The following is a 21,355-nucleotide window of genomic DNA, read 5'->3' as shown; positions in this document are numbered from 1 at the left end:
TCACCAGGCGACCTCCAGTTCCGCGCCGCGGGCGGGCACGGGATCACCGTAGCCGCCGCCCTCGGGATGCGCGATCCTGGCCGACCAGGCGGGCAGGTCGGATTCCCCGGCCGAGCGGGCACGCACGCACGCGCGCCGCTCACCGAACTCCACCTCGAACACGATCGAGCCGCCATCCGGATTCGTCACCGTGACCTCCCGAACGCCCTGGAACGAGCCCGGATACAGGGTCAGCACGAGCTGATCGAGGTAGTCGTAGTCCGGCCGGTCGTCGCGACCGCCCAGGGCGATCACGGCGCCTTCGCGCACGTAGAGCGGCAGCGAGAGGAAGCCGTGGGTCTCGGTGCGCCAGGCGCCGCCGCGCACGGGCTCACCGGTGCGCTGATCGGTCCAGGTGCCGTCGGGCAGGTAGAACTGCACGTCGCCGTCGGCGCTGAACACCGGAGCGACCAGGATGTCGGCCCCAAGCAGGTACTGCCGGTCGAGGTACGCCACCGCCGGATCGTCGGGGAACTCCAGCGGCATCGGGCGCATCAGAGGCGTTCCGCGCTCACTCGCCTCGATCCCCGCCGCAAAGAGGTAGGGCATCAGGCGGTTCTTCAGTTTCGCGAACACGCGCGTGACCTCGACGGCTTCCTCGTCGAACGCCCACGGCACCCGGTACGACTGGCTGCCGTGGAAGCGGCTGTGGCTGGAGAGCAGACCGAACGCCGTCCAGCGCTTGAACACCGCCGAGTCGGGGGTTCCCTCGAAGCCGCCGATGTCGTGACTCCAGTAGGCGAAGCCGCTGTAGGCCAGCGAGAGGCCGCCGCGCAGGGTCTCGGCCATCGACTCGAACGTCGAGGTGGAGTCGCCGCCCCAGTGCACGGGCAGCTGCTGACCTCCCGCCGTGCCCGAACGGGCGAACAGGATCGCCTCGCCGACCCCGCGCTTCTCCTGCAGCACCTCGAACACGGCCTCGTTGTAGAGCTGCGTGTAGTAGTTGTGCATCCGCTCGGGGTCGGAGCCGTCGAACCACACCACGTCGGTGGGGATGCGCTCGCCGAAATCGGTCTTGAAGGCGTCGACCCCCTGATCGACCAGCGCGCGCAGCTTGTCCTTGTACCACTCGGTGGCATCCGGATTCGTGAAGTCGACCAGGCCCATCCCGGCCTGCCAGAGATCCCACTGCCAGACGTCGCCGTTCGCCCGCTTCACCAGGAAGCCCAGGGCCCTGGCCTCGTCGAACAGCTTCGAGCGCTGGCCGATGTAGGGATTGATCCACACGCAGACCCGCAGGTCTTTGGCGTGCAGGCGCTCGAGCATCCCGTCGGGGTCGGGGAACACCCGCGGATCCCACTCGAAGTCGCACCAGTTGAACTCGCGCATCCAGAAGCAGTCGAAGTGGAACACGGCGAGCGGGATGTCGCGGCGCGCCATCTCGTCGACGAAGCCCGAGACGGTCTCCTCGTCGTAGCTCGTGGTGAAGCTCGTCGAGAGCCACAGCCCGTACGACCAGGCCGGCACCACGGCCGGGCGCCCGGTGAGCCGGGTGTACCGGTCGAGCACCTGCTTGGGGTCGCCCGCGATCACGTAGTACTCCAGCCGCTCCCCCGGCACCGAGAACTGCGCCCGCTCCACGGCCTCCGAGCCGATCTCGAACGAGACGTGCCCCGGGTGGTTCACGAACACGCCGTACCCGCGGTTGCTGAGATAGAACGGAACGCTCTTGTACGACTGGTCGCTCGAGGTGCCCCCGTCGGCGTTCCAGGTCTCGACGCTCTGGCCGTTCTTCACCACCGGGCCGAAGCGCTCGCCGAGGCCGTAGACGAGTTCACCCACCCCGAGCGACAGCTGCTCGTGGATGTAGTGCGGATGCAGGGCGCCCGCGCTGCCGTTGGAGCCGATCGGGGCGCCGTCGACGTTCGCGTCGGGGGCCACGTCGACAGTGGCGACGGACTTGGCCGAGCTGCGGGTGAGCGTGCGCGTGCGGGTCGTGCCGCCGACGGTCGTCCGGGCGCGGAACTCGAGGTTCCAGGGCGCGCCGCGGGTGACGACGGCGCTCAGCTCCCCGCTGGCCAGCACGCCCTCGGCATCGTCGATGCGCACCTCGCCGTGACCGGGCGCAGCCCCCGGCAGCGGAAAGCCGAAGCCGTCGTGCCCGCCCGTGAAGTGCTCGATCCGCACGCCGATCACACCCTCCAGCGGCGAGCTGAGGGTCACCGTGAGCACGGCGCGGTTGAGCGTGTCGCCGCGCGCCTCGATCACCTTCGTCGGGGCCGTGACGCGCAGTGCGCCGTCGACCTCGTCGAGGTCGTAGGCCTCTTGGGCGAAGAGCTTCGTGACGCCGGGTCGCAGCATCCAGAAGCCGTCGGTGAATTTCATCTAGGGGGTGCTGCTTTCTCTGAGGTCGATGAGGGGGGCGGATGGCCCGGGTTCGCGATCGAAGTCGGCCGCCGTGAGGCGCACCGTCTGCTGCGCCTCGAGGCGGATGAGGCGCTCGACGCCCCGGTAGCGGATGCGGTGGGCTCGCCGGGCGCGATCGCCGCGAGCGCGGAAGACGGCCTCGGTGAGCTGTCCGCCGCTCCAGGCGAGACCGACGATCACCCCCGGCCGGGCCACGAGCCCCCGCACCTCGCCGTCGGCGAACTCGGCGGGCAGGGCGGGCAGCAGGTGGAGGCCGCCGTCGTGGCTCTGCAGCAGCATCTCGCAGACCGCGGCCACGAAGCCGAGGTTGCCGTCGATCTGGAACGGCGGATGCGCGGCGAAGAGGTTCGGGTAGAGACCACCCACCCACTGGCCCGCTGGTTTCCCGGCCGCCGCGGTGCGGGCGGCGGCGGCATCGCGGAAGACCAGCCGGAGCAGGTCGGACAATTTGTCCGGCCGGCCGAGCCGCGCCTGCAGCGCCAGCTTCCAGGCCAGCGACCACCCGCTCGAGTCGTCGCCGCGCCGGGCGAGGAAGACGGATGCCGCCTCCCGCAGCTCGGGCGTGAGCGGCGTCGCGCCCGGGAACACGAAGTACAGCGGCGAGACGTGGCGGTGGTGAGGATCGACCGCGGGGAGCTCGGCGCTCCACTCGAGGATCGACCCGTCGGAGGTGACGGCGGGCGACCCGGGCAGCGCCGCCAGGCGGGCGCGCACCCGGGGCACGAGCTCGCGATCGTCGACGCCGAGGCGCTCGGCCACCGCCACCGTGGTCTCGAACATCTCGCGCAGCAGCTGGAGGTCGAGGGCCGACGACACGTCCACGCCCGTGGGCATGCCGTCGGTGTCGCGGAACAGGTTCTCCGGCGAGGTCGAGGGAGCCGTCCCCCATCCGCCGCCGGGCAGCTCGATCAGCCAGTCGAGCCCGAACTCCGCGGCTCCGCGCAGGAGCGGCCAGATCCGGTCGCGCAGCACCCGCTCGTCGACGCCCCCGAAGCGGTCCAGCTCCGCCAGCAGCGTCACCAGCCAGGCCCCGGCCATCGGCCAGAACGCCCAGGAGGGATCGCCGTGCCGTGCGCCGACCGGCGCGGTGTACGCCCAGGCGTCGGAGTTGTGGTGCGCCACCCATCCGCGCGCGCCGTACAGCCGCGCGGCCGTCTCGGCACCGCTCGCGGCGAGCGCCTCCACGAAGCGGAGCAGGGGCTCGGCGGTCTCCTCGAGATCCGCCGGACCGGCGGGCCAATAGTTCATCTGCAGATTGATGTTGAGCGTGTAGCCCGAGCTCCACGGCGGCTGCATCGAATCGTTCCAGAGCCCCTGCAGGGTGGCCGGGAGCCCGCCGGGCCGCGACGCGGCCACGAGCAGGTACCGCCCGTAGTCGAACAGCAGGGCGGCGAGGCCGGGGTCGTGGGCGAGCGGCCCGGCCGGATAGGCGTAGGCCCGCTCAAGCCGCTGGGCGGTGTCGAGAGGGGCATCCCGACCGGTTCCGAGCGGATCGCCCGTGGGCACCGCCGGCGGGTGCAGGTCAGGGCCGACGCGGCTCAGCCCGCGGGACTGATCCGCATCCGCCGCCGGCGGGTGCAGGTGCAGGCCGACGCGGTTCAACAGGCGGGAATGGTCGGCCTGGGCGCGGGCGAGCAGCTCGTCGGCGCCGCGTGCCTGCGCGGCGTCGAGCCGGGCGGATGCTCGCTCCGCGGCATCCTGAACCGAGCCGTCGAGACCCCGGCCGATCCCCGCGTACGTCGTCTCGCTCGCGACCAGCACGAGCACGCGGCTCGACGCCGTGTGCCGCAGCACCCGCACCAGGAGCGCGGCGTCGATCGAGCGGCCGGCGTCATCCGGCCACGTCGCAGCCGGGAAGGAGGGCTCGTGTGCCGGCGGCACGTCGCTCGGCGCCCGCAGCAGCATCCGCCGGTCGAAGACCGTGCCGTCGGGGCCGTCGGTCTCACGGGTCGAATCGTCGATCACCCGCAGCGGGGACTCGAGCAGGAGGTCGAGCTCCGTGCCGGCCGGTAAGCCGTCGATGACGTGCACGAGCACACCGTCGGGCGCCGAGATCGCCGTACGATGCACGACCTCACCGGCGACGAGGGGGCCGGGGGCCGTCGTCCGCCGATGCCGGACGGTGTGCAGACCCGAGGTGAGATCGAGCGTGCGCCGGTACTCGCTCGGATCGTCCGGCCCCACGGGTGCGGGGCTCGGCGCGGCGCTGGCGTCCGCATCCGCGTCCGCATCCGTGACGATCAGCGTCACCGTCGCGAGCGGGAGGTACGCCTGGGAGTAGTCGGACTGCATCCGGGCGAGGGCGTCGCCCGCCGCCACCGGTGCGCCCGAGGCCAGCAGGCGACGCGCGAGAGCGAGCTCGGCCGCGGCCTCCGAGGCCGAAGGGTGCGGCTGGCCCGCCTCACTGCCGGGGTGGCCCGACCAGAGCGAACCGTCGTTGAGGTCGAAGCGCACCGCACGGGTGCCGCCCCAGCACATCGCGCCGAGCCGGCCGTTGCCGAGCGGCAGCGCTTCGAGCCACTCGGTCGCGGGCCGCGAGAAGACGAGGGTGGACAGGGGATGCGTCATCTCAGAAACGCACGCCGCCGGCGGTGACGCCCGACTTCCAGAACCGCTGCAGCGAGAGGAACACGACGGCGATCGGGATGATCGACACCAGGGATCCGACCACGGTGAGGATCTGCAGCCCGGGGATGGTGATCGAGGACTGGCTCCAGCCGGTGAGCCCGACCGTCAGGGGCATCAGCTCCTGGTCGGTGAGCACCAGCAGGGGCAGCAGGTAGCTGTTCCAGCTGCCGAGGAAGGCGAACAGCAGCACCGTCACCAGGCCCGTGCCCATCAGGCGCAGGCCCATCGAGACGAAGATGCGCACCTCCCCCGCCCCGTCCAGGCGCGCGGCCTCGATCAGTTCCGTGGGCACCGACGACTGCGCGTAGATGTAGCACAGCAGCACGCCGAAGGGGTAGACCAAGGCCGGCAGCAGCAGGCCGGCATAGGTGTTGTTGAGGCCGAGGCCCACCAGCAGCACGTAGGTGGGCTGGGCGATCACGGTGCCGGGGATGAGCATGCTGCCGAGCACGATCGCGATCAGCACCTTGCGGCCCCGGAAGCGGTAGACCGCCAACGCGTACCCGGTGACGGCGCTCACGAGCGTGGTGAGCACCGAACCGAACACCGAGTAGATCACCGAGTTCAGGCCCCAGCGCCAGAAGATGCCGCCGTCGTAGGTGCTGAGCGCCACCAGGTTGTCCCAGAGGTGGAAGTCGGCGAAGGCGAAGCCGGGCGTCGAGAAGAGGTCGCCGGTGGACTTGGTCGAGGCGACCACGAGCCAGAGCACCGGGATCAGGAAGTAGGCCGTGGCGACGATCATGGCGACCGTGACCGCGATCATCCAGCCCCGGCTCACCCGGTCGCCGGCGATCCGGTTCACGTCTCCGCCCCGGCGGCGAGGCCGCGGTTCGTCTTCGCCGGTCCCGGATCCGCCCGGAGCGGCGCCGGCCAGTGGCGCGATGCGCGTCAGGGTGTCAGATGCCATCGGTGGCTCCCATCGACCTGCGGTTGGTGATGCGCAGGATGACCACCGAGATGATCAGCGTCACCACGCCGAGGATGACGGCCATGGCCGAGGAGTACTGCGAGTCTTTGCCGAGGGTGGATGCGGCGTAGATCGCCATGTTCGGCGTGAAGTCGCTGGAGATGTTCGAGGTGATGGTCTTCAGCACCTGCGGCTCGTTGAACAGCTGCAGGGTGCCGATCACCGAGGAGAGCGTGGTGAGCAGGATGGCCGGGGCGATCATCGGGATCTTGATGCTCCAGGCGATCCGGGCCTCGCCGGCCCCGTCCAGCCGGGCGGCCTCGTACATCTCGCGCGGCACCGTCTGTAGCGCGGCGAACAGGATGATCATGTTGATGCCGGTGTTCGACCACACCGCGATGTTCGCGATCGACCAGAGCACCGTGCCGGGCGCGAGCAGGTTCACGTCGATGCCGAGCGAGGTGAAGGCCTGGATGATCGGGCTCACGCTCGGCTGGTAGAGGAACCCCCACAGCAGCGCCGCGATGACGCCGGGCACCGCGTAGGGAAGGAAGACCGCGAACTGGAAGAACTTCTTGGCCTTGACCAGTGCCGAGTCGAACAGCAGCGCCAGCAGACCGGCGATGATCATCATCACCGGCACCTGCACCACGCCGTAGAGCAGCACCCGCCCGAAGCTCACCACGAAGTCGGAGTCCTGGAACGCCCGGATGTAGTTGTCGATGCCGACGAAGGTGAGTTCCCGGCCGCCGAAGCCCAGGCCCGATGACTGCTGCGAGAGCAGGCTGTTGCCGATCGCCACCCCGATGGGGGCGGCCAGGAACACCAGGAACAGCACCACGAAGGGCGCGACGAACAGGTACGGGATCCAGGGCCGCCCGGCGGCGGAGAACTTCCGCCGCCGGGTGGCCGTCGGTGCTGCTGCGAGGGCCATCGGCTACTCGGCCACGCTCAGGCCGCGGCTCTTCAGGTCGGCGATCGTGGCCGCCTGCGCCTTGTCCAGGGCCTGCTCGAAGGTCTGCTCGCCGGTGACGACCTTGGCGAACTCGTCCGTCACCGCCGTCTGCGCGGTGCCGTAGTTCGGGCCCTCGACCCAGGTGGAGGGCGTGTTTTCTGCGGCGTCAGCGAAGACCTCGTTGATCACCTGGTCGCCGTAGAAGGGCTGCGGCTGCATCAGAGCCTCGGAGGCGAGACCGTTCTTCGTGGAGGGGAACAGTCCGCCGACGGTGATGAGGGCATCCTGCGTCTCATCGGAGTCGTTCAGCCAGGCCGCGAACTTCGCAGCGGCCGCCGGATCGGCCGCGCCCTTCAGCACCACCACCGCGGCGCCGCCGGAGTCGCCCGAGTTGGTCGAACCGGCGTTGGTCGGCAGCGGAGCGATGCGCCAGAGCCCGCTCGTGTCGGCCGCGTTCTCGGCCAGCAGGCTCGGGAACCAGGCCGCGTAGGAGATGGTGGCGACCTTGCCCGAGTTCACCAGCGCCCAGTACTCCGGGGTCCACATCTGCTCGGTCGTCACCAGGCCCTCGTCGAGCAGGGTCTGCCAGCGTGCGGCGACCAGCTTCGACGCGTCGTCGTTCACCCCGACGGTCCAGGAATCGCCGTCGACGCCGTACCAGCTGCCCTCGGCCTGCTGCACCTCCTGCATCCACTGGCCGATCTCGCTCGGCGAGAGGTTGGCGATGTAGGCGTTCGGGTCGGCGGCGTGGATGGCGCGAGCGGCGGCGAGGTACTCGTCCCAGGTGGCCGGGACCGCGATCCCGAATTTGTCGAAGAGGTCGGTGCGGTACATCATGCCGGCCGGCCCGATGCCCTGCGGGACGCCGTACACGTCGTCGCCGAAGGTCACGGAGGTCCAAGCGCTCTCGGTGTTGTTGTCCTGGATGTCGCCCACGTACTCGGTGATCGGCTGCACGCGGTCGGAGATGACGTAGTCGGGCAGGTCGTGGGTCGAGAGCTGCACGAGGTCGGGGCCGGCGCCCGCGTCCACGGCCGCTTCGACCTTCTGGCCATCGTCGCCGGTCATCCGGTGGAAGCTCACCTCGACGCCGGGGTTGGCCTCGTTGTACTGCGCCACGAGGTCTTCCAGACCCGGAACCCAGCCCCAGAAGTCGACCGTGGTGGTGGCGCCGGCGGCGGTGGAGTCGGTCGCGCCGCCGGATGACGCCGAGCACCCCGCCAGCAGGGCGATCGCGGTGGCTCCGGCGAGGGCGCCCGCCGCGACACGGCGCGCGGTGCGAGATGTGAGCCTCGTTGCTTTCATCGATTTGTCCTTTCAGACGACATTGTCCAGAGTGCAGGTGGTGCCCGATTATTTTGTGCCTTGGTGGAACAAAATGTCAAGCCCGATGCTACAACTGGATTCGACCACCGCCGCTCTCCCCCGAAGGATGCCCCGTGCCCTACACCGATCTGCCCCTGGAACTGTTGCGCGACTACCGCCCGGAGGTGACGGAGCCGCGGGACTTCGACGACTTCTGGTCGGGAACCCTGGCCGAGTCCCGCGCCGTGGGCGGGGAGCCCGTGCTCTCGCCCGCCGAGACGCCGATCACGCAGCTGCAGATCGACGACCTCACCTTCCCGGGCTTCGGCGGCGAGCCCGTGCGCGCCTGGGTGGTGCGCCCGGCCGCGGCATCCGGTCCCTTGCCCACCGTGATCGAGTACAACGGCTACAACGGCGGGCGCGGCCTGGCCGGCGAGAAGCTGCTCTGGGCCGCTGCGGGTTACGTGCACGTGTTCATGGACACCCGGGGCCAGGGCAGCGGGTGGGGCACCGGCGGCGACACCCCCGACCCTCACGGATCCGGTCCCGCGGTCGAGGGCTTCATGACGAAGGGGATCGACAGCCCCGAGACGTACTACTACCGGCGCCTGTACACCGACGCGGTGCGGCTGGTCGATGCGGTGAGCGGCTTCGACTTCGTCGACGAGTCCCGCCTCGCGGTGACCGGCGGCAGTCAGGGCGGCGGCATCTCGCTCGCGGTGGCCGGCCTCGTGCCGGGGTTGCGTGCCGTGATGCCGGATGTCCCGTTCCTGTGCCATTTCCGCCGTGCCGTCGAGGCCACCCCCGAACCGCCCTTCACCGAGCTGGTGCGCTACCTCGCGGTGCACCGCGACGTCGAGCAGCAGGTGTTCTCGACGCTGTCGTACTTCGACGGGGTGAACTTCGCCCGCCGGGCGACGGCGCCCGCGCTGTTCTCCGTGGCGCTGATGGACGGCATCGTGCTGCCCTCGACGGTGTTCGCGGCCTTCAACCACTACGCCGGAGCGCACGAGATCGAGGTCTACCCGTTCAACGGCCACGAGGGCGGGCAGATGCACCAGTGGCTGCGGCAGGCCGCCTGGCTGCCCGCGCAGCTCTGAGGCCCGCGAAGACCTCAGGCGTCTTCGCGCAGCACCGCCACGCCACCGGGCGCGAGCACGAGGGTACCGTCGGCTCGGCTGCCCGACACGAGGTCCTGGCCTGACGCGGGCACCCGCAGCTCCTCGCCGGAATGGTTGATGGCGAAGAGGTACGAACCCGTCTCGCCCACCCGGCGCACAGCCTCCAGCCCCGCTGCGACCGGCACCGTCGGGCGCACTCCGGAGGCGATCAGGATGTCGTCCGTCAAGGCACCCAGGCTCCGGTGATCGAGACGGGCCGACACGTACCAGGCCGCGCCGGCGCCGTCGCCCTCGCCCACGGCACGCCGGGTGATCGCCGGATGCCCCTTCAGCGGCCCGTCCGCGTAGCGCGCGACCACCTCGGCGGCGTCGGCGTGCACCCACTCGCTCCACGTCGTGGCGCGCCATCCGTTGTCCAGGGAGAGCTGCTCCTCGTCCAGCAGCACGAAGAACTCCTCCACGAACACCCCGAGCAGCTCCCGGAACGCGCCCGGGTAGCCCCCGGCGCGCACCCGGTCGGTCTCGTCGACGATGCCCGAGAGGTAGGTCACCACGACCGTGGCTCCCGCGTGCGCCGCCGCCGACACCGCGGCGGCGGCGCGGTCGTCGGCCAGGAACAGCGCCGGCACCACGATGAGCCGGTACCCGTGCAGCGGTGCGTGCGGCGGCACGACGTCGGCCGTGACACCGCGCTCCCAGAGCGCCCGGTGGTACTCGCGGGCCGCGTGCGAGGGCGCCAGGTCGTGGTGCGGCTTCTGACCCGAATTCCAGGACCAGCCCGCCTGGTCGTCGATCAGGATGGCGACCTGCGGCCGCTCCACGAGCGTTCCCCGCAGCTCGGCGAGGGCGCCCAGGATGCGCCCCAGTTCGCAGACGTCGCGCCACACCTTGGTGCGGGTGCCGGCGTGCGGAAGCATCGCCGAATGGAACTGCTCGGCTCCCGCCGTCGACGCCCGCCATTGGAAGAACATCGCGCCGTCGGCGCCCCGGGCCACGTGCGTGAGGCTGTTGCGCACGAGCTCGCCCGGCGCCTTCGAGCGGTTTCTCGACTGCCAGTTCACGGCGCTGGTGGAGTGCTCCATCACGAGCCACGGCCGCGTCACGTCGAGTCCGCGCATCCGGTCGCCCGAGAAGGCGAGCTCCTGCTCCCGGTTCGGGTCGACCGAGAGCGAGTAGTGGTCGTTGGCGAGCACGTCGACATGCGGGGCCCAGCCGGCGTAGTCGACGACGCCGGGACCCTGGGCCACCATGAAATTGGTGGTGACGGGGATGTCCGGAGTCACCTCGCGCAGGGCGTCGCGCTCGGCCAGGTAGTGCTCGAGCAGCGCATCCGACGAGAAGCGGTCGAAGTCGAGCACGAGCCCCGGATTCGGCGTCGACTCGCTGTCGCGCGGCGGCAGCACCTGAGCGAAATCGGTGTACTGGTGCCCCCAGAACGCCGTGCCCCAGGCCTCGTTGAGCGCCGCGACGGTGCCGTACCGTTCGTCGAGCCAGCGGCGGAAGTGCGCGGCCGACTCGTCGCAGTAGCAAAGCCGATTGCCGCCGCCGAGCTCGTTGGAGACATGCCACATCCGCACCGCCGGATGCTCGCCGTACCGTCGGGCGAGTTCGCGCACGATCCGCAGGGCGTGGGCGCGGAACACCGCGGAGCTCGGGCACCAGCCCAGCCGCCCGCCCTGCCAGTAGCGTTCGCCGGTGCGCGACACCGGGAGGATCTCGCGATGCGCCTGGTGCAGCCAGATCGGCGGGGACGCCGTGGGGGTGGCGAGGTCGACGGCGATGCCGCCCTCGTGCAGCAGCGCGATCACGCGATCGAGCCAGCCGAAATCGAATTCGCCGTCGGCGACCTCCAGCGCTCCCCACGAGAACACCCCGACCGTCACGATCGTGACGCCGGCCTCCTGCATCAGGCGCACGTCCTCCGCCCAGACCTCCTCCGGCCACTGCTCGGGGTTGTAGTCGCCGCCGAATGCCAGACCCGGGGTGGGCCAGGGCAGGGAACGGCCGGTGGGCGACACGGGGAGCGGCATGGGCGCAGAGATCCGATCTGTCGGGGAACGACTGGAGAGTGTAGCGGAGGCGGCGACGCGGGGCGCCGCTCGCTCACACGATGTGGCGGATCGCGCTGATGGCGGCGGCCCAGGCGTAGTCGGAGAAGTCGAAGTCGCGCGCCTGAACGGGCACCGGCTCCGAGGCCGGATCCAGTCGGGCGGCGATGCCCTCGTCCATGGCCGCCCAGGCCAGCTCGAGGATGGCGAGACCCTCGCCGGTGACCACGACCTTCTCGGGGTCGACCAGGTCGACGATGGTGGCGATCGCGGTGCCGAGCGCGTAGCCCGCCGCCTGGAAGGCCTTCAGCGCGAGAGGCTCGCCCCGGCGGGCGCTCGCCAGGGCCTCCGAGTACTCGTCGGTCTGCGCGTTCTGCAGGATGGCGGGAACCGTCACGTAGGCCGACACACAGCCGACGTGGCCGCGGTCGCAGCGCGGCCCCGTCGCGGTGACCGGCAGATGACCGATCTTGCCGGGGTGGCCGCGCGCGCCCTTGATGATGGTTCCGTTGGCCACGATGCCTGCGCCGATGCCGGCACCGAGGCCGATCACGGCGAAGGAGCGAAGGCCGACGCCCGCCCCGAACCAGTGGTGGGCCGAGGTGAGCGACTGCACGTCGTTCGCGGCCACGGCCGGCAGCCCTGTGGCTCTGCCCACGAGGTCGGCCAGCGCGACCTGGTCCCAGCCGAGGAAGTGCGATCCGACCACCAGCTGCCGGTCGCCCACGTCTTCCACATCGCCGGCCAGGCACACCCCCACGGCGGTGAGCCGCGGATGCGCGATCCGCAGTCGCCGGATGACGTCGCCGATCAAGGCGACCACGTCGTCGACGGCACGGGAGTCGAGATCGTGATCCTCCCGCAGCACGATTTTGGCGTGCAGGTCGGTTACCGCCACGTAGAGCGCGCTGCCGGTGAGCTTGATGCCGGCGAACAGGGCGGCCTCGGGCCGGATGTGCAGCATCTCGGAAGGGCGGCCCCGGCCGCCGATCGGCAGGGTCTCGCCCTCGGCGACGAGCCCGAGCTCCACGAGCTCGCGGGTGAGACGCGACAGGCTCGTGCGGCTGAGGCCCAGGCGCCGGGAGAGCTCGGCGCGCGACATCGAGCCGTGGATGAGCACCTCGAGCAGCACCGCCCGCTGGCCGTCGTGCAGCTCGGGCCAGGTGCGCTCGCCGTCCGCGGTCGCCGTTGTCCTCACAGCCCGAGCCTAAACGACGAGACCCGCCGGCCCGGCCAGATCGGCGGGGGCGGCGGGTCTCGACTCGGGCGAGCCTCGCGACTAGTGCGAGTGGCCCTCGTGGTCGTCGTGGTCGTGACCCTCGTGCTCGTCGGCGGCGCCGACCAGGTTGGGGCCTTCTCCGTCTTCGGCCAGCGTGGTGAACTCGCTGATGTCGACGGCCTTGCCGTCGGTGTCGACGACCTTCGCCTTCGACAGCACGATCGCCAGCGCCTTGTTGCGGGCGACCTCGGCCACCATCGCGGGGATCTGGTTCGACTCGGAGAGGATCTTCACGAACTCGTTCGGGTCCATGCCGTACTGGGCCGAGGACTGCACGAGGTACTGAGTGAGCTCGTCTTGCGAGACCTTGACCTCTTCCTTCTCCACCACCGAATCCAGCAGGATCTGGGTCTTGAAGGTGTTGGTGCTCGACTCGGTCACCTCGGCGCGGTGCTCGTCGTCTTCGAGGCGGTTCTCGCCCTCGAGGTGACGGTGCACCTCGTCTTCGATCAGCGCCGGGGGAACGGGGATCTCGACCTTTTCCAGCAGCGACTCGACGATCTTGGTGCGGGCTTCGGAAGCCTGGCCGAAGGCCTTCTGCTTCTCGACCTGCTCCTTGAGCGACTTCTTCAGCTCGTCGAGGGTGTCGAACTCGCTGGCGATCTGGGCGAAGTCGTCGTCGGCCTCGGGCAGCTCGCGCTCCTTGACGGAGTTGAGCGTGACGGTGACCAGGGCGTCGCGGCCGGCGTACTCGCCGCCGAGCAGCGGAGCCTCGAACGTGGTGGTCTCACCGGCGGTGAGGGTGTCGAGGGCCTCGTCGATGCCCTCGAGCAGCTCGCCCGATCCGATCTCGTAGGAGATGCCGGATGCGGTGTCGACCTCGATGTCGTCGACGGTCGCCACCAGGTCGAGCTGGGCGAAGTCGCCCGTCTTGGCGGGGCGCTCGACGGTCACCAGCGTGCCGAAACGGCTGCGCAGGCGCTCCAGTTCTTCGTCGACGTCCGAGTCGGCGACGACGGCGGGCTCCACGGCCACCTCGAAGCCCTCGTAGTCGGGCAGCTCGATCTCGGGGCGCACGTCGACCTCGATGGCGAGCTCCAGGTCACCGGAGAAGTCTTCGGCCTTGGGCCACTCGACGATGTCGGCCTGCGGGCGGCCGAGCGGGCGCAGCTCGTTCTCGGTGACGGCCTGGCGGTAGAAGCGGTCGAGGCCGTCGTTGACGGCGTGCTCGAGAACGGCCTCTTTGCCGACGCGCTGGTTGATGATGGGCGGCGGCACCTTGCCCTTACGGAATCCGGGGATGTTGATGGATTCGGCGATGTGGCTGTAGGCGTGATCGATGCTGGGCTTCAGCTCGTCGGGGGTGACGAAGATAGCTATCTTCACACGCGTGGGGCTGAGCTTTTCGACCGTGGTCTTCACGTTGAGTCTCTCCTGATGGTTTCGGTGATGCGAATCAAGTCGTGTCGGGGCGACAGGATTCGAACCTGCGACCTCCCGCTCCCAAAGCGGGCGCTCTAGCCAAGCTGAGCTACGCCCCGGATCGAGAAGACCCAATCCGGTTCGGACACCTGCTTGGGTAGGCGGCTGCCCGCGTTCCGGCGAAATGGCCTCGGCAAGTCTACTGCACGCCGATCGAGGGTCACACAGCACCTTCGAAGCTGTACTACGATGTTCGGGTGCCTGGGGTTTCACCCCCTGCGCGGGGATGTAGCTCAATGGTAGAGCCTCAGTCTTCCAAACTGATCACGCGGGTTCGATTCCCGTCATCCCCTCTCCGTTTATGGTTCGGCCTTCGGCCGACACGATTGAGCTCAGGTTCTCGTGGGAGCGGAGTAGCGTCAGCCCCATGGAACTGGGACTGCATCTGGCCAATCTGACCTTCGAGGGCGGGCCCGCCGCCCTTGCCCCGACACTGGCGCGGGTGGCGCGGGAGGCCGAGGCGGGCGGGATCGCCCGGCTCACGGTGATGGATCACCTCTGGCAGATCCGGGGGGTGGGGCCGGCCGAGAACGACATGCTCGAGGCGTACACGCTGCTCGGGTTCCTCGCGGCGCACACCGAGCGGATGCTGCTGCACTGCCTCGTGACCGGCGTCACCTACCGGGCACCCGGGCTGCTCGCCAAGCAGATCGCCACCCTCGACGTGCTGAGCGGCGGCCGCGCCGGTCTCGGCATCGGCGCCGCCTGGAACGAGGAGGAGGCCACCGGACTGGGGCTGCTCTTCCCTTCCACAAAGGAGCGGTTCGAGCGACTCGAGGAGACCCTGCAGATCTGCCTGCAGATGTGGAGCGACGACGACGGCCCCTTCGACGGTGCCCACTACCAGCTCGGCCGCACGCTGAGCGTTCCGGCTCCGCTCTCCAAGCCCCACCCTTACCTCATGATCGGCGGCTCGGGCGAGCGCAAGACCCTGCGGCTCGTGGCGCAGTACGCCGACGCGTGCAACATCTTCTTCGGCGACGAGAGCGCCCACAAGCTCGAGGTGCTGCGCGGGCACGCGGACGCCGTCGGGCGCGACTACGACTCCATCGAGAAGACCACCATCATCGCGATGGGTCCGGATGCCACGCGCGACAGCGTGCTGGCCTCCCTCGAGACGGCCGCACGCCTCGGCTTCACGGTCACCTACCTCACGCCCGGCACCTCGAGGCCCCTCGAGGCCGTCGACCTCATCGCCGGCCTCACCGACGAGGCCGCCGCGCTCTGATCTCCGGGGTTCGTGCAGGAATACGAGGCGCCGAGCTCACAGAGAGCTCGGCGGTCGCTATTCCGACAAGAACCCCATCCAGGGCGACCTGTCAGTTCGTGAAGCGGGCGGCGAAGTAGTCCGGCGTCGGCTCGATCTCGTAGACGAGGTCGGCGGGCACGACGTCGGTACCGGATGCCACGGAGTACGCCTCCTGCCAGCTCACCGCCTCCCCCGGCGGGACGGGCTCCGCCGGGGGACCGCTCAGCGCGGCGTTCGACGGGTCGGCCACCGGCGTCGCATCCTGACCCGCGACCGACCCCCGCGAGGAGAAGGCCGGCTGGAACGGATCGGACGTGCCGTTGTACAGAGTGATCGTCACGACGATCGCCGTGGAATCCTCATCGCGGGCGCCGTCGGCTGAGGAGGCGTAGACGCTCGGGGCGCTGACCTGCACCTGGAGTCCGTCGTCGTAGGTGACCGTCTGGCCGAAGCGGGCCGAGATGACATCGCCGGCAGCGGCATCCGGTGCCGTGGACGACGGATCCGTGCCGGGCGGGACCGCTCCCCCACCGAACTGGCCGAGCAACCCCGTGGAGAAGACCAGCAGCATGACCGCGGAGACGAGGAGGGCGAGACCTCCTGTCACGATGCCCGCGGCCGCGAGCGGACGGCCGGGGAGGTGCCGCGCCAGCACCAGCACACCGAGCGCCACGGCGGCCACGCCAAGAACCCACGCGCCCAGGTTCACGAACGGCACGAACGATCCGATCAGGGCGAGCACACCGGCCGCGAGAGCCAGGATGGCGAGCGGGCGCGCCGAACGCGGCCGGGAGCCGGAGGGAGCGGAGCGGACAGGGCGCTGTGCAGGGGCGGTGCGCGCCATCGAGGGCCGGCGCGGCGCGGGCGAGGACGGCCGTTTGGGCGAGACCGACGGCGCAGGCGAGTACGGCAGCGCGGGCGAAGACGGCGTGGCTGGCGAGGTCAGTGGCGTGGGCGCCGGACCGCGTCCGAGCCGGGGAGGGGCCGCCTGCGCGCCGTCGGACGGCGACGATGACGGGGACGGCACCGGGGCGGCCTCGAACGGCGACCGCGACGGCGCCGGGAGCGTCGCCGCGCGCGCGACCGCATCCGGAGCCTCCCTCGACGCAATCGGCGTGCCGGGCATCGGGGGCGTGGGCGGCAGCCCGGGGTGTGACGCCGGTCGCGGGGCCCCGACGGGAGTGCTGAGCTCGGCGCGATCCTCCGCACCGAGCGACGGGGGCAGCGGTGGGATGCCCTCCGGGAGCGGCGGAACAGGCGGGCGGCCGGGCTGGTTCGTCATCGCTTCCAGTGTGTCACCCGGGGCGGCCCTTGCCGTGCCGGCGCGGTCGCGTAGTCTGGCGAAATGAGTCCCCATCCGCTGTTCGTGGCGGCCGCGGCGAGCTACACGGCCAACTGCGCGCTCGGCGCCTCCGTGGGGCTCGGGATGATCGATACCCGGCGGTTCCGCTGGGTTCACCACGCGCTCTACATCGCCACGTCGACGCTGGCCGCCGCCGCGGCCGGAAGCGCCGTTCTGCGCGGACGGGCGGGCGATCGACGCGCTGCTCTCGCCCTCGCCCCGGCCGCCGTGCCGCTCACGATCATCCCCCGCATCAGCGCGCGCTCCCGACGGCACGTCGTGCTGGCGCTGACCGCCGCGCCGTTCTTCGCGGCCGGCCTCATCCTGTCGCGAAAGTAGGAGGCGGAGCGATGGAATTCCTCGACGTCGTGCGGCGCCGCAGAACCACGAACGGGCCGTTCCGCCCGGACCCGGTGACCCCCGAGCACCAGCGGCTCCTGATGGAGCTGGCCGGCCGCGCGCCCTCGCAGCTGAACAGCCAGCCCTGGCGCTTCGTGCTGATCGACGAGCGCGCCACGATCGAGACCATCGCCGGCATCAGCGGTGCCAGCATGACCGAGGCGATGTCGAACGGCACCTTCTTCGAACGCTACAAGCCGTACTTCCGGTTCAGCGCCGACGAGATGGCTGCGACGCGCAGCGGCATGCTCTTCGACAAGCTGCCGATGGCGCTCCGCCCCTTCACCAAGCAGGTGTTCACCCCACGCGGGCAGAAGCTGATGAACACCTTCCGTGTGCCGCAGACGCTCGGCGAGGAGAACCGCAAGCTGGTGGCGGGCTCGCCGCTGCTGATCGGCGTCATGCTCGACCGCGCCGAGTACCGCCCCGGCGAGCTCAGCTCGTTCTACTCCGTCTTCAGCATGGGCGCCGCGATGGAGAACATCTGGCTCGCCACCGTGGAACTCGGCATGGGCATCCAGTTCGTCTCGTTCCCGATGGAGGTGCCCGGTCGCTGGGCCGAGATCGAGAGCCTTCTCGGGGTTCCGGATGACCTGGAGCTGATGGCGGTCTACCGTCTCGGCTATCTGCCCGCCGATCAGCAGCGGCCGGCGATCGACTGGTCCAGCCACGAGCGCAAACGGCCCTCGCAGTATGTGTTCCGCAATACCTGCGCCACGCCCGAACGGGGGTGGGACGAGAACTGAGCGGCGACGCCTCCATCCCCTAGTCTCGGATGCAGGGGGCGCGTTCGTGCGACTCCGCTCGACGAAAGGCGCCGACGCATGTCCTCCTCCGAACTCTCCGGTCCCGAATTCAGCGGCGAGACCGCTCTCGAAGCGGCTCCCTGGGAGGTCAAGCTCTCGTTCGGGCTGTGGCTGGCCGAGGCGATCCTGTCGATCGTCGCCGGCATCCTGGTGATCGGCGGCGCGGTGCTCGTGACGGCGGTGGTGGGCCTGGAGGGGTCGGCCGCTCCCATCACCATCGCGATGCTGGTCATCGTGGGTGTGCTCATCATCCTCGTCGCGGTGTTCCGCATCATCGCCGCCGTGTTCATGCTGCGCGGCCGGGTGTGGGCCCGCAACACGCTCACGATCCTCGGCGTGCTCGGGCTGATCGGCATCGCCGCCGAATACCAGACGAGCCCGGCGGTCGGGATCGCGCACGCACTCGTGACGATCGTGGCCCTGATCACCATGTTCCTGCCGAACTCCAACGCCTACTTCCGTCGTCCCTTCCCCGCGAAATAGCGCAGATTAGCCCAGCCTCAGCTTGCTTGCGGAAGATTTCAGCGTGAGTACCGTTGAGGCAAGAGGGAATCGAAAGGACACACCATGACCGAGCTCATCACCACCCCCACCAGCACCACCAGCCCCGATGTCGCCGCGGCGGCCGCGCAGTTCCTGAGCCCGGTCGTGATCGAGCTGCAGGCCCTCGCCGTCAACGGCAAGCAGGCGCACTGGCACGTGCGCGGCGCCAACTTCATCGGCGTGCACGAGCTGCTCGACACCGTCGTGGACCACGCGCAGGAGTACGCCGACACCGCCGCCGAGCGCGTCGTCGCCCTGGGCCTGCCGATCGACGCCCGCATCCAGACCGTCGCCGCCAAGACCGGCACCGCTGAGATGCCCGCCGGTTTCCAGAAGTCGGATGCGACGATCGCCACCATCATCGGCCAGATCGACGTCGCCCTCGCGGTCGTCAACAAGGCCGTCAAGGAGCTCGGCGAGATCGACGCCTCCTCGCAAGACGTCGCGATCGAGATCGCCCGCGGCCTCGACAAGGACCGCTGGTTCCTCTTCGCGCACATCGCCGCGTAACCTCCCCCTCGAGAAGGGCCTCCCGCTTCGGCGGCGAGGCCCTTTTCGCGTTCGGGGCCCCCGTTCGGTCGCAAAAAAGAGTGCATACTCCGAGCTTTCGACCCTTTTTTGCGACCGAACGCGGGGCCGACGGGGTCGCTCAGAGGGTGGAGTGGGTGGGGCGGCCGGCGAGGAGCGTGAGGGCCACGGGGGTTGCGCGGAGCGCGGCGGGGGTGGCCGCGTAGGGGTCGAGTTCGGCGACTGCAAGGTCGGCGGGCGCCCCCACCTCGATGCCACGGCGGCCTCGTGCCGACGCGGCGAGCGCGGCCTGCACGGGGATGCGCTGCTCCGGATGCCACGGCTCCCGGCCGTCGCGGGCCCGGCCCACGGCCGCGGCCATCGTGATCCACGGGTCGAGCGGGGCCACGGGGGCGTCGGAGCCGAGCGCCAGCGTCGCGCCGGCCTCGAGCAGGCTGGCGAGCGCGAAGGAGCGGCCCGTGCGGCCGGCCCAGTAGCGGTCGGCCACGTCGCGGTCGTCCATCGCATGCTCGGGCTGCACGCTCGCCGTGACGCCGAGCGGAGCGAAGCGCACGAAATCGGACTCGGCCACGAGCTGGGCGTGCTCGAGGGCTCCCCCGCATCCGGCCGCCTCGAAGGCGTCGAGCACCAGGCGGTTGGCGTGGTCGCCGATGGCGTGCACGGCCGGTACGAAACCGGCGCCGACGGCACGCTCGAGCAGTGCGGCAAGGTCTTCGGGAGCGATCGTGAGCAGCCCGTGCGCGTTCGGCGAGCCCGCGAGACCCGGGTACTCGTCGAAGCAGTAGGCCGTGCGGGTGTTGAGCGATCCGTCGGTGATGATCTTCGCCGGGCCCACACGAACCAGCGACTCGCCCTCGACCGGCCGGCCGATCGCGTCGCCCGTGCGCATCCGCTCGCCGATGGCGCGCTCCAGGTGCTGGGGATAGACACCGAACTCGACCCGCAGCGCGTCGTGGCCGGCGTCGAGCCGGCGCTCCCAGACCTCGCGGTTCCAGGCCATCTCGAGGTCGACGATGCCGACCACTCCGCGGGCGGCGGCGGCCTGAGCCGCCTCACGCGCCCAGGCGTCGACGGTCTCGGCGGGCGCGTCGTCGAGCGCACGGTGCACGGCGAAGGCCTCGTCCTCCCGCAGCAGGCCGGTCGGATGCCCGGCCAGCCCGAACTGTGCGAGCGCCGCTGTGTTGAGCCAGCAGCAGTGCAGGTCGCCGCTGACCAGCACTACAGGACGTATGCCGCTGACGGAATCCAACGCGGCGGCGGTCGGTTCGTCGCCCCAGAGTCCATCGCGGAATCCGTAGCCCACCAGCATCTCGGCGGCCGCGCCGCCCATCGGCCCGTCGACGTGGGACGGGATCCCGGCCTCGACGCCTCCGCCGGCTCCGGATGCCGCGACCGCGCGCGCCACGATCGCCACCGTCTCCGCCGCCGAACCCGCCCCGCCCACGTCGAGGCGCCGCGAGACCGCGGCCCACTGGCTGAAGTGCACGTGGTTGTCCCACAGCCCCGGGACGATCCAGCGGCCGTCGAGGTCGAGGGCAGGCACGCCTGCGGCGAGGTCCCTCGAGGATTCCCTGGAGGGCACGATGGCGTCGATTACACCGTCGATCACCCGCACATCCACCGGGGCATCCGAACCGGGCAGCCGCCCGCCGGTCAGGAGGATCGACCCGCTCATGCGCCGTGCGCCCCGAGCTCGGGCCCTGCCGCCGGGGTGGGTACTCCGGCATCCGCTCCGCCGGCCGCGCCCTCTCCCGCAGCCCCACCCGCGGCGCTCCCGTCGAACAGGGCCGGGTTCGCCCGCCGCACCTCCTGCGCCAGGGGCGCCGACGCGTACGGGCCGTCACCTTCGAGCTCGCCGACGATGCGGCGCACGGTGTCGTCGGGCCGGTTCTGGCTCATCTTGAGCTTCGCCACGAAGCGCGACACGGGCAGGCGGAAGCCCACCGTGCCGGCGCTGATGCGGTCGGCGTACTCCGAGTTCGCAAGCGTGCCCCGCATCCGTCGAGGTTCGGGCATCGCGTCTTCGAAGTGGTCGACGAGCTGCTCGAGCACGCGCAGGTTCTCGCCGGCTGGCAGGATCTCGGGCACGCCGTAGAGGTGCGCCGTCACGAAGTTCCAGGTCGGAACCGCGGGCGCGGCGTCGTACCAGCCCGGTGAGATGTAGCCGTGCGGGCCCTGGATGATGACCAGCACCTCGTGCTCGCCCCACTCGTGCAGCCGCTCATCCGGTCGCCCGACATGACTGAGGATCGCGATCTCGCCATCCGGAGCCGAGTCGTCGATGAGCACCGGATAATGCGAGGCCACGAGCCCCGTGGAGGTGGAGGAGATGATCGTGGCCCACGGGTTCTCGCGGATCAGCCGCACGATCTCCTGCGGGTCGGTGAGGTCGAAGCTCGGGGTGTGACGCATGGTTC

The 21,355-nt window shown here is 70.5% G+C and carries 17 protein-coding genes and 2 tRNA genes; 7 read left to right on the top strand and 12 right to left on the bottom strand.

The annotated features are described in order from the left end of the window. The 5 genes from yicI to Q0D75_RS02925 are packed head-to-tail and all read right to left on the bottom strand — an operon-like array spanning position 1 to position 8,201. Complete coding sequence (gene yicI, locus Q0D75_RS02945; RefSeq protein WP_291049179.1) at positions 1-2,364, bottom strand: alpha-xylosidase; 2,364 nt, start codon at positions 2,362-2,364, stop codon at positions 1-3. Next, a complete protein-coding gene (locus tag Q0D75_RS02940) occupies positions 2,365-4,974 on the bottom strand; it encodes a glycoside hydrolase N-terminal domain-containing protein (protein WP_291049177.1) in 2,610 nt (869 codons plus the stop codon). It lies immediately after the preceding gene. Position 4,975: 1 nt separating this feature from the next. Beyond that, entirely contained in the window at positions 4,976-5,941 is a 966-nt protein-coding gene (locus Q0D75_RS02935; protein WP_291049174.1) for a carbohydrate ABC transporter permease, read from the bottom strand. Next, the gene (locus tag Q0D75_RS02930) at positions 5,931-6,875 is read right to left on the bottom strand and encodes a sugar ABC transporter permease (protein ID WP_291049171.1); all 945 of its coding nucleotides are present in this window, start codon (positions 6,873-6,875) and stop codon (positions 5,931-5,933) included. Before Q0D75_RS02930 ends, Q0D75_RS02935 begins: the two co-directional genes overlap by 11 nt. Positions 6,876-6,878: 3 nt before the next feature. Further along, a complete protein-coding gene (locus Q0D75_RS02925) occupies positions 6,879-8,201 on the bottom strand; it encodes an extracellular solute-binding protein (protein ID WP_291049168.1) in 1,323 nt (440 codons plus the stop codon). A 134-nt stretch (positions 8,202-8,335) separates the two neighbouring features. Here Q0D75_RS02925 and Q0D75_RS02920 point away from each other — a divergent pair, with 134 nt between their 5' ends. Beyond that, positions 8,336-9,301 carry an acetylxylan esterase gene (locus Q0D75_RS02920; RefSeq protein ID WP_291049166.1) on the top strand — a complete coding sequence of 322 codons (966 nt, stop codon included), beginning with the start codon at positions 8,336-8,338 and terminating at the stop codon, positions 9,299-9,301. A 14-nt stretch (positions 9,302-9,315) separates the two neighbouring features. Here Q0D75_RS02920 and Q0D75_RS02915 read toward each other — a convergent pair whose 3' ends face one another. The 4 genes from Q0D75_RS02915 to Q0D75_RS02900 all read right to left on the bottom strand — a co-directional run bounded on the left by Q0D75_RS02915 (position 9,316) and on the right by Q0D75_RS02900 (position 14,130). Next, a complete protein-coding gene (locus tag Q0D75_RS02915) occupies positions 9,316-11,352 on the bottom strand; it encodes a beta-galactosidase (RefSeq protein WP_291049164.1) in 2,037 nt (678 codons plus the stop codon). 73 nt (positions 11,353-11,425) lie between these two features. Then, positions 11,426-12,568: an ROK family transcriptional regulator gene (locus Q0D75_RS02910; RefSeq protein WP_291049162.1), complete on the bottom strand. Its 1,143-nt coding sequence runs from the start codon at positions 12,566-12,568 to the stop codon at positions 11,426-11,428. A gap of 81 nt (positions 12,569-12,649) precedes the next feature. After that, positions 12,650-14,011, bottom strand: coding sequence for a trigger factor (gene tig, locus Q0D75_RS02905; RefSeq protein ID WP_291049160.1), 1,362 nt, complete (start codon positions 14,009-14,011; stop codon positions 12,650-12,652). Between the two features lie 44 nt (positions 14,012-14,055). Then, positions 14,056-14,130 (bottom strand) — tRNA-Pro (locus Q0D75_RS02900). Between the two features lie 163 nt (positions 14,131-14,293). Between Q0D75_RS02900 and Q0D75_RS02895 the strand changes: the two genes are divergently transcribed. Together Q0D75_RS02895 and Q0D75_RS02890 are read left to right on the top strand one after the other, a co-directional pair. Next, positions 14,294-14,364: transfer RNA gene (locus Q0D75_RS02895), tRNA-Gly, on the top strand. 74 nt (positions 14,365-14,438) lie between these two features. After that, entirely contained in the window at positions 14,439-15,299 is an 861-nt protein-coding gene (locus Q0D75_RS02890; protein WP_291049157.1) for an LLM class F420-dependent oxidoreductase, read from the top strand. Positions 15,300-15,390: 91 nt separating this feature from the next. Here Q0D75_RS02890 and Q0D75_RS02885 read toward each other — a convergent pair whose 3' ends face one another. Continuing rightward, entirely contained in the window at positions 15,391-16,602 is a 1,212-nt protein-coding gene (locus tag Q0D75_RS02885; RefSeq protein ID WP_291049155.1) for a hypothetical protein, read from the bottom strand. A gap of 63 nt (positions 16,603-16,665) precedes the next feature. Between Q0D75_RS02885 and Q0D75_RS02880 the strand changes: the two genes are divergently transcribed. The 4 genes from Q0D75_RS02880 to Q0D75_RS02865 all read left to right on the top strand — a co-directional run bounded on the left by Q0D75_RS02880 (position 16,666) and on the right by Q0D75_RS02865 (position 18,920). Then, a complete protein-coding gene (locus Q0D75_RS02880; protein ID WP_291049153.1) occupies positions 16,666-17,001 on the top strand; it encodes a hypothetical protein in 336 nt (111 codons plus the stop codon). A gap of 11 nt (positions 17,002-17,012) precedes the next feature. Further along, entirely contained in the window at positions 17,013-17,807 is a 795-nt protein-coding gene (locus Q0D75_RS02875; protein ID WP_291049151.1) for a nitroreductase family protein, read from the top strand. A 78-nt stretch (positions 17,808-17,885) separates the two neighbouring features. Then, the gene (locus tag Q0D75_RS02870; RefSeq protein WP_291049149.1) at positions 17,886-18,350 is read left to right on the top strand and encodes a hypothetical protein; all 465 of its coding nucleotides are present in this window, start codon (positions 17,886-17,888) and stop codon (positions 18,348-18,350) included. A gap of 84 nt (positions 18,351-18,434) precedes the next feature. After that, positions 18,435-18,920 carry a DNA starvation/stationary phase protection protein gene (locus Q0D75_RS02865; RefSeq protein WP_291049146.1) on the top strand — a complete coding sequence of 162 codons (486 nt, stop codon included), beginning with the start codon at positions 18,435-18,437 and terminating at the stop codon, positions 18,918-18,920. Between the two features lie 139 nt (positions 18,921-19,059). Here the strand turns inward: Q0D75_RS02865 and Q0D75_RS02860 are convergent, their stop codons facing one another. After that, positions 19,060-20,613, bottom strand: a complete 1,554-nt coding sequence (locus Q0D75_RS02860) for an amidohydrolase family protein (RefSeq protein ID WP_291049144.1) — start codon at positions 20,611-20,613, stop codon at positions 19,060-19,062. Then, positions 20,610-21,350 (bottom strand): FMN-binding negative transcriptional regulator, encoded by a 741-nt coding sequence (locus Q0D75_RS02855; RefSeq protein WP_291049142.1) that lies wholly within the window; start codon positions 21,348-21,350, stop codon positions 20,610-20,612. The genes Q0D75_RS02860 and Q0D75_RS02855 overlap by 4 nt, the downstream gene beginning before the upstream one ends. Between the last annotated feature and the right edge of the window lie 5 nt (positions 21,351-21,355).

Source organism: Herbiconiux sp., assembly GCF_023264855.1.
Taxonomy (GTDB): domain Bacteria; phylum Actinomycetota; class Actinomycetes; order Actinomycetales; family Microbacteriaceae; genus Herbiconiux.
This window is presented reverse-complemented; position numbering and strand designations above follow the sequence as displayed.

What these genes read in the sequence shown, in the direction of transcription:
- yicI (WP_291049179.1), bottom strand. Translation starts at nt 2,364, where the DNA reads ATGAAATTCACCGACGGCTTCTGGATGCTGCGACCCGGCGTCACGAAG.
- Q0D75_RS02940 (WP_291049177.1), bottom strand. Translation starts at nt 4,974, where the DNA reads ATGACGCATCCCCTGTCCACCCTCGTCTTCTCGCGGCCCGCGACCGAG.
- Q0D75_RS02935 (WP_291049174.1), bottom strand. Translation starts at nt 5,941, where the DNA reads ATGGCATCTGACACCCTGACGCGCATCGCGCCACTGGCCGGCGCCGCT.
- Q0D75_RS02930 (WP_291049171.1), bottom strand. Translation starts at nt 6,875, where the DNA reads ATGGCCCTCGCAGCAGCACCGACGGCCACCCGGCGGCGGAAGTTCTCC.
- Q0D75_RS02925 (WP_291049168.1), bottom strand. Translation starts at nt 8,201, where the DNA reads ATGAAAGCAACGAGGCTCACATCTCGCACCGCGCGCCGTGTCGCGGCG.
- Q0D75_RS02915 (WP_291049164.1), bottom strand. Translation starts at nt 11,352, where the DNA reads ATGCCGCTCCCCGTGTCGCCCACCGGCCGTTCCCTGCCCTGGCCCACC.
- Q0D75_RS02890 (WP_291049157.1), top strand. Translation starts at nt 14,439, where the DNA reads ATGGAACTGGGACTGCATCTGGCCAATCTGACCTTCGAGGGCGGGCCC.
- Q0D75_RS02885 (WP_291049155.1), bottom strand. Translation starts at nt 16,602, where the DNA reads ATGACGAACCAGCCCGGCCGCCCGCCTGTTCCGCCGCTCCCGGAGGGC.
- Q0D75_RS02880 (WP_291049153.1), top strand. Translation starts at nt 16,666, where the DNA reads ATGAGTCCCCATCCGCTGTTCGTGGCGGCCGCGGCGAGCTACACGGCC.
- Q0D75_RS02875 (WP_291049151.1), top strand. Translation starts at nt 17,013, where the DNA reads ATGGAATTCCTCGACGTCGTGCGGCGCCGCAGAACCACGAACGGGCCG.
- Q0D75_RS02870 (WP_291049149.1), top strand. Translation starts at nt 17,886, where the DNA reads ATGTCCTCCTCCGAACTCTCCGGTCCCGAATTCAGCGGCGAGACCGCT.
- Q0D75_RS02865 (WP_291049146.1), top strand. Translation starts at nt 18,435, where the DNA reads ATGACCGAGCTCATCACCACCCCCACCAGCACCACCAGCCCCGATGTC.
- Q0D75_RS02860 (WP_291049144.1), bottom strand. Translation starts at nt 20,613, where the DNA reads ATGAGCGGGTCGATCCTCCTGACCGGCGGGCGGCTGCCCGGTTCGGAT.
- Q0D75_RS02855 (WP_291049142.1), bottom strand. Translation starts at nt 21,350, where the DNA reads ATGCGTCACACCCCGAGCTTCGACCTCACCGACCCGCAGGAGATCGTG.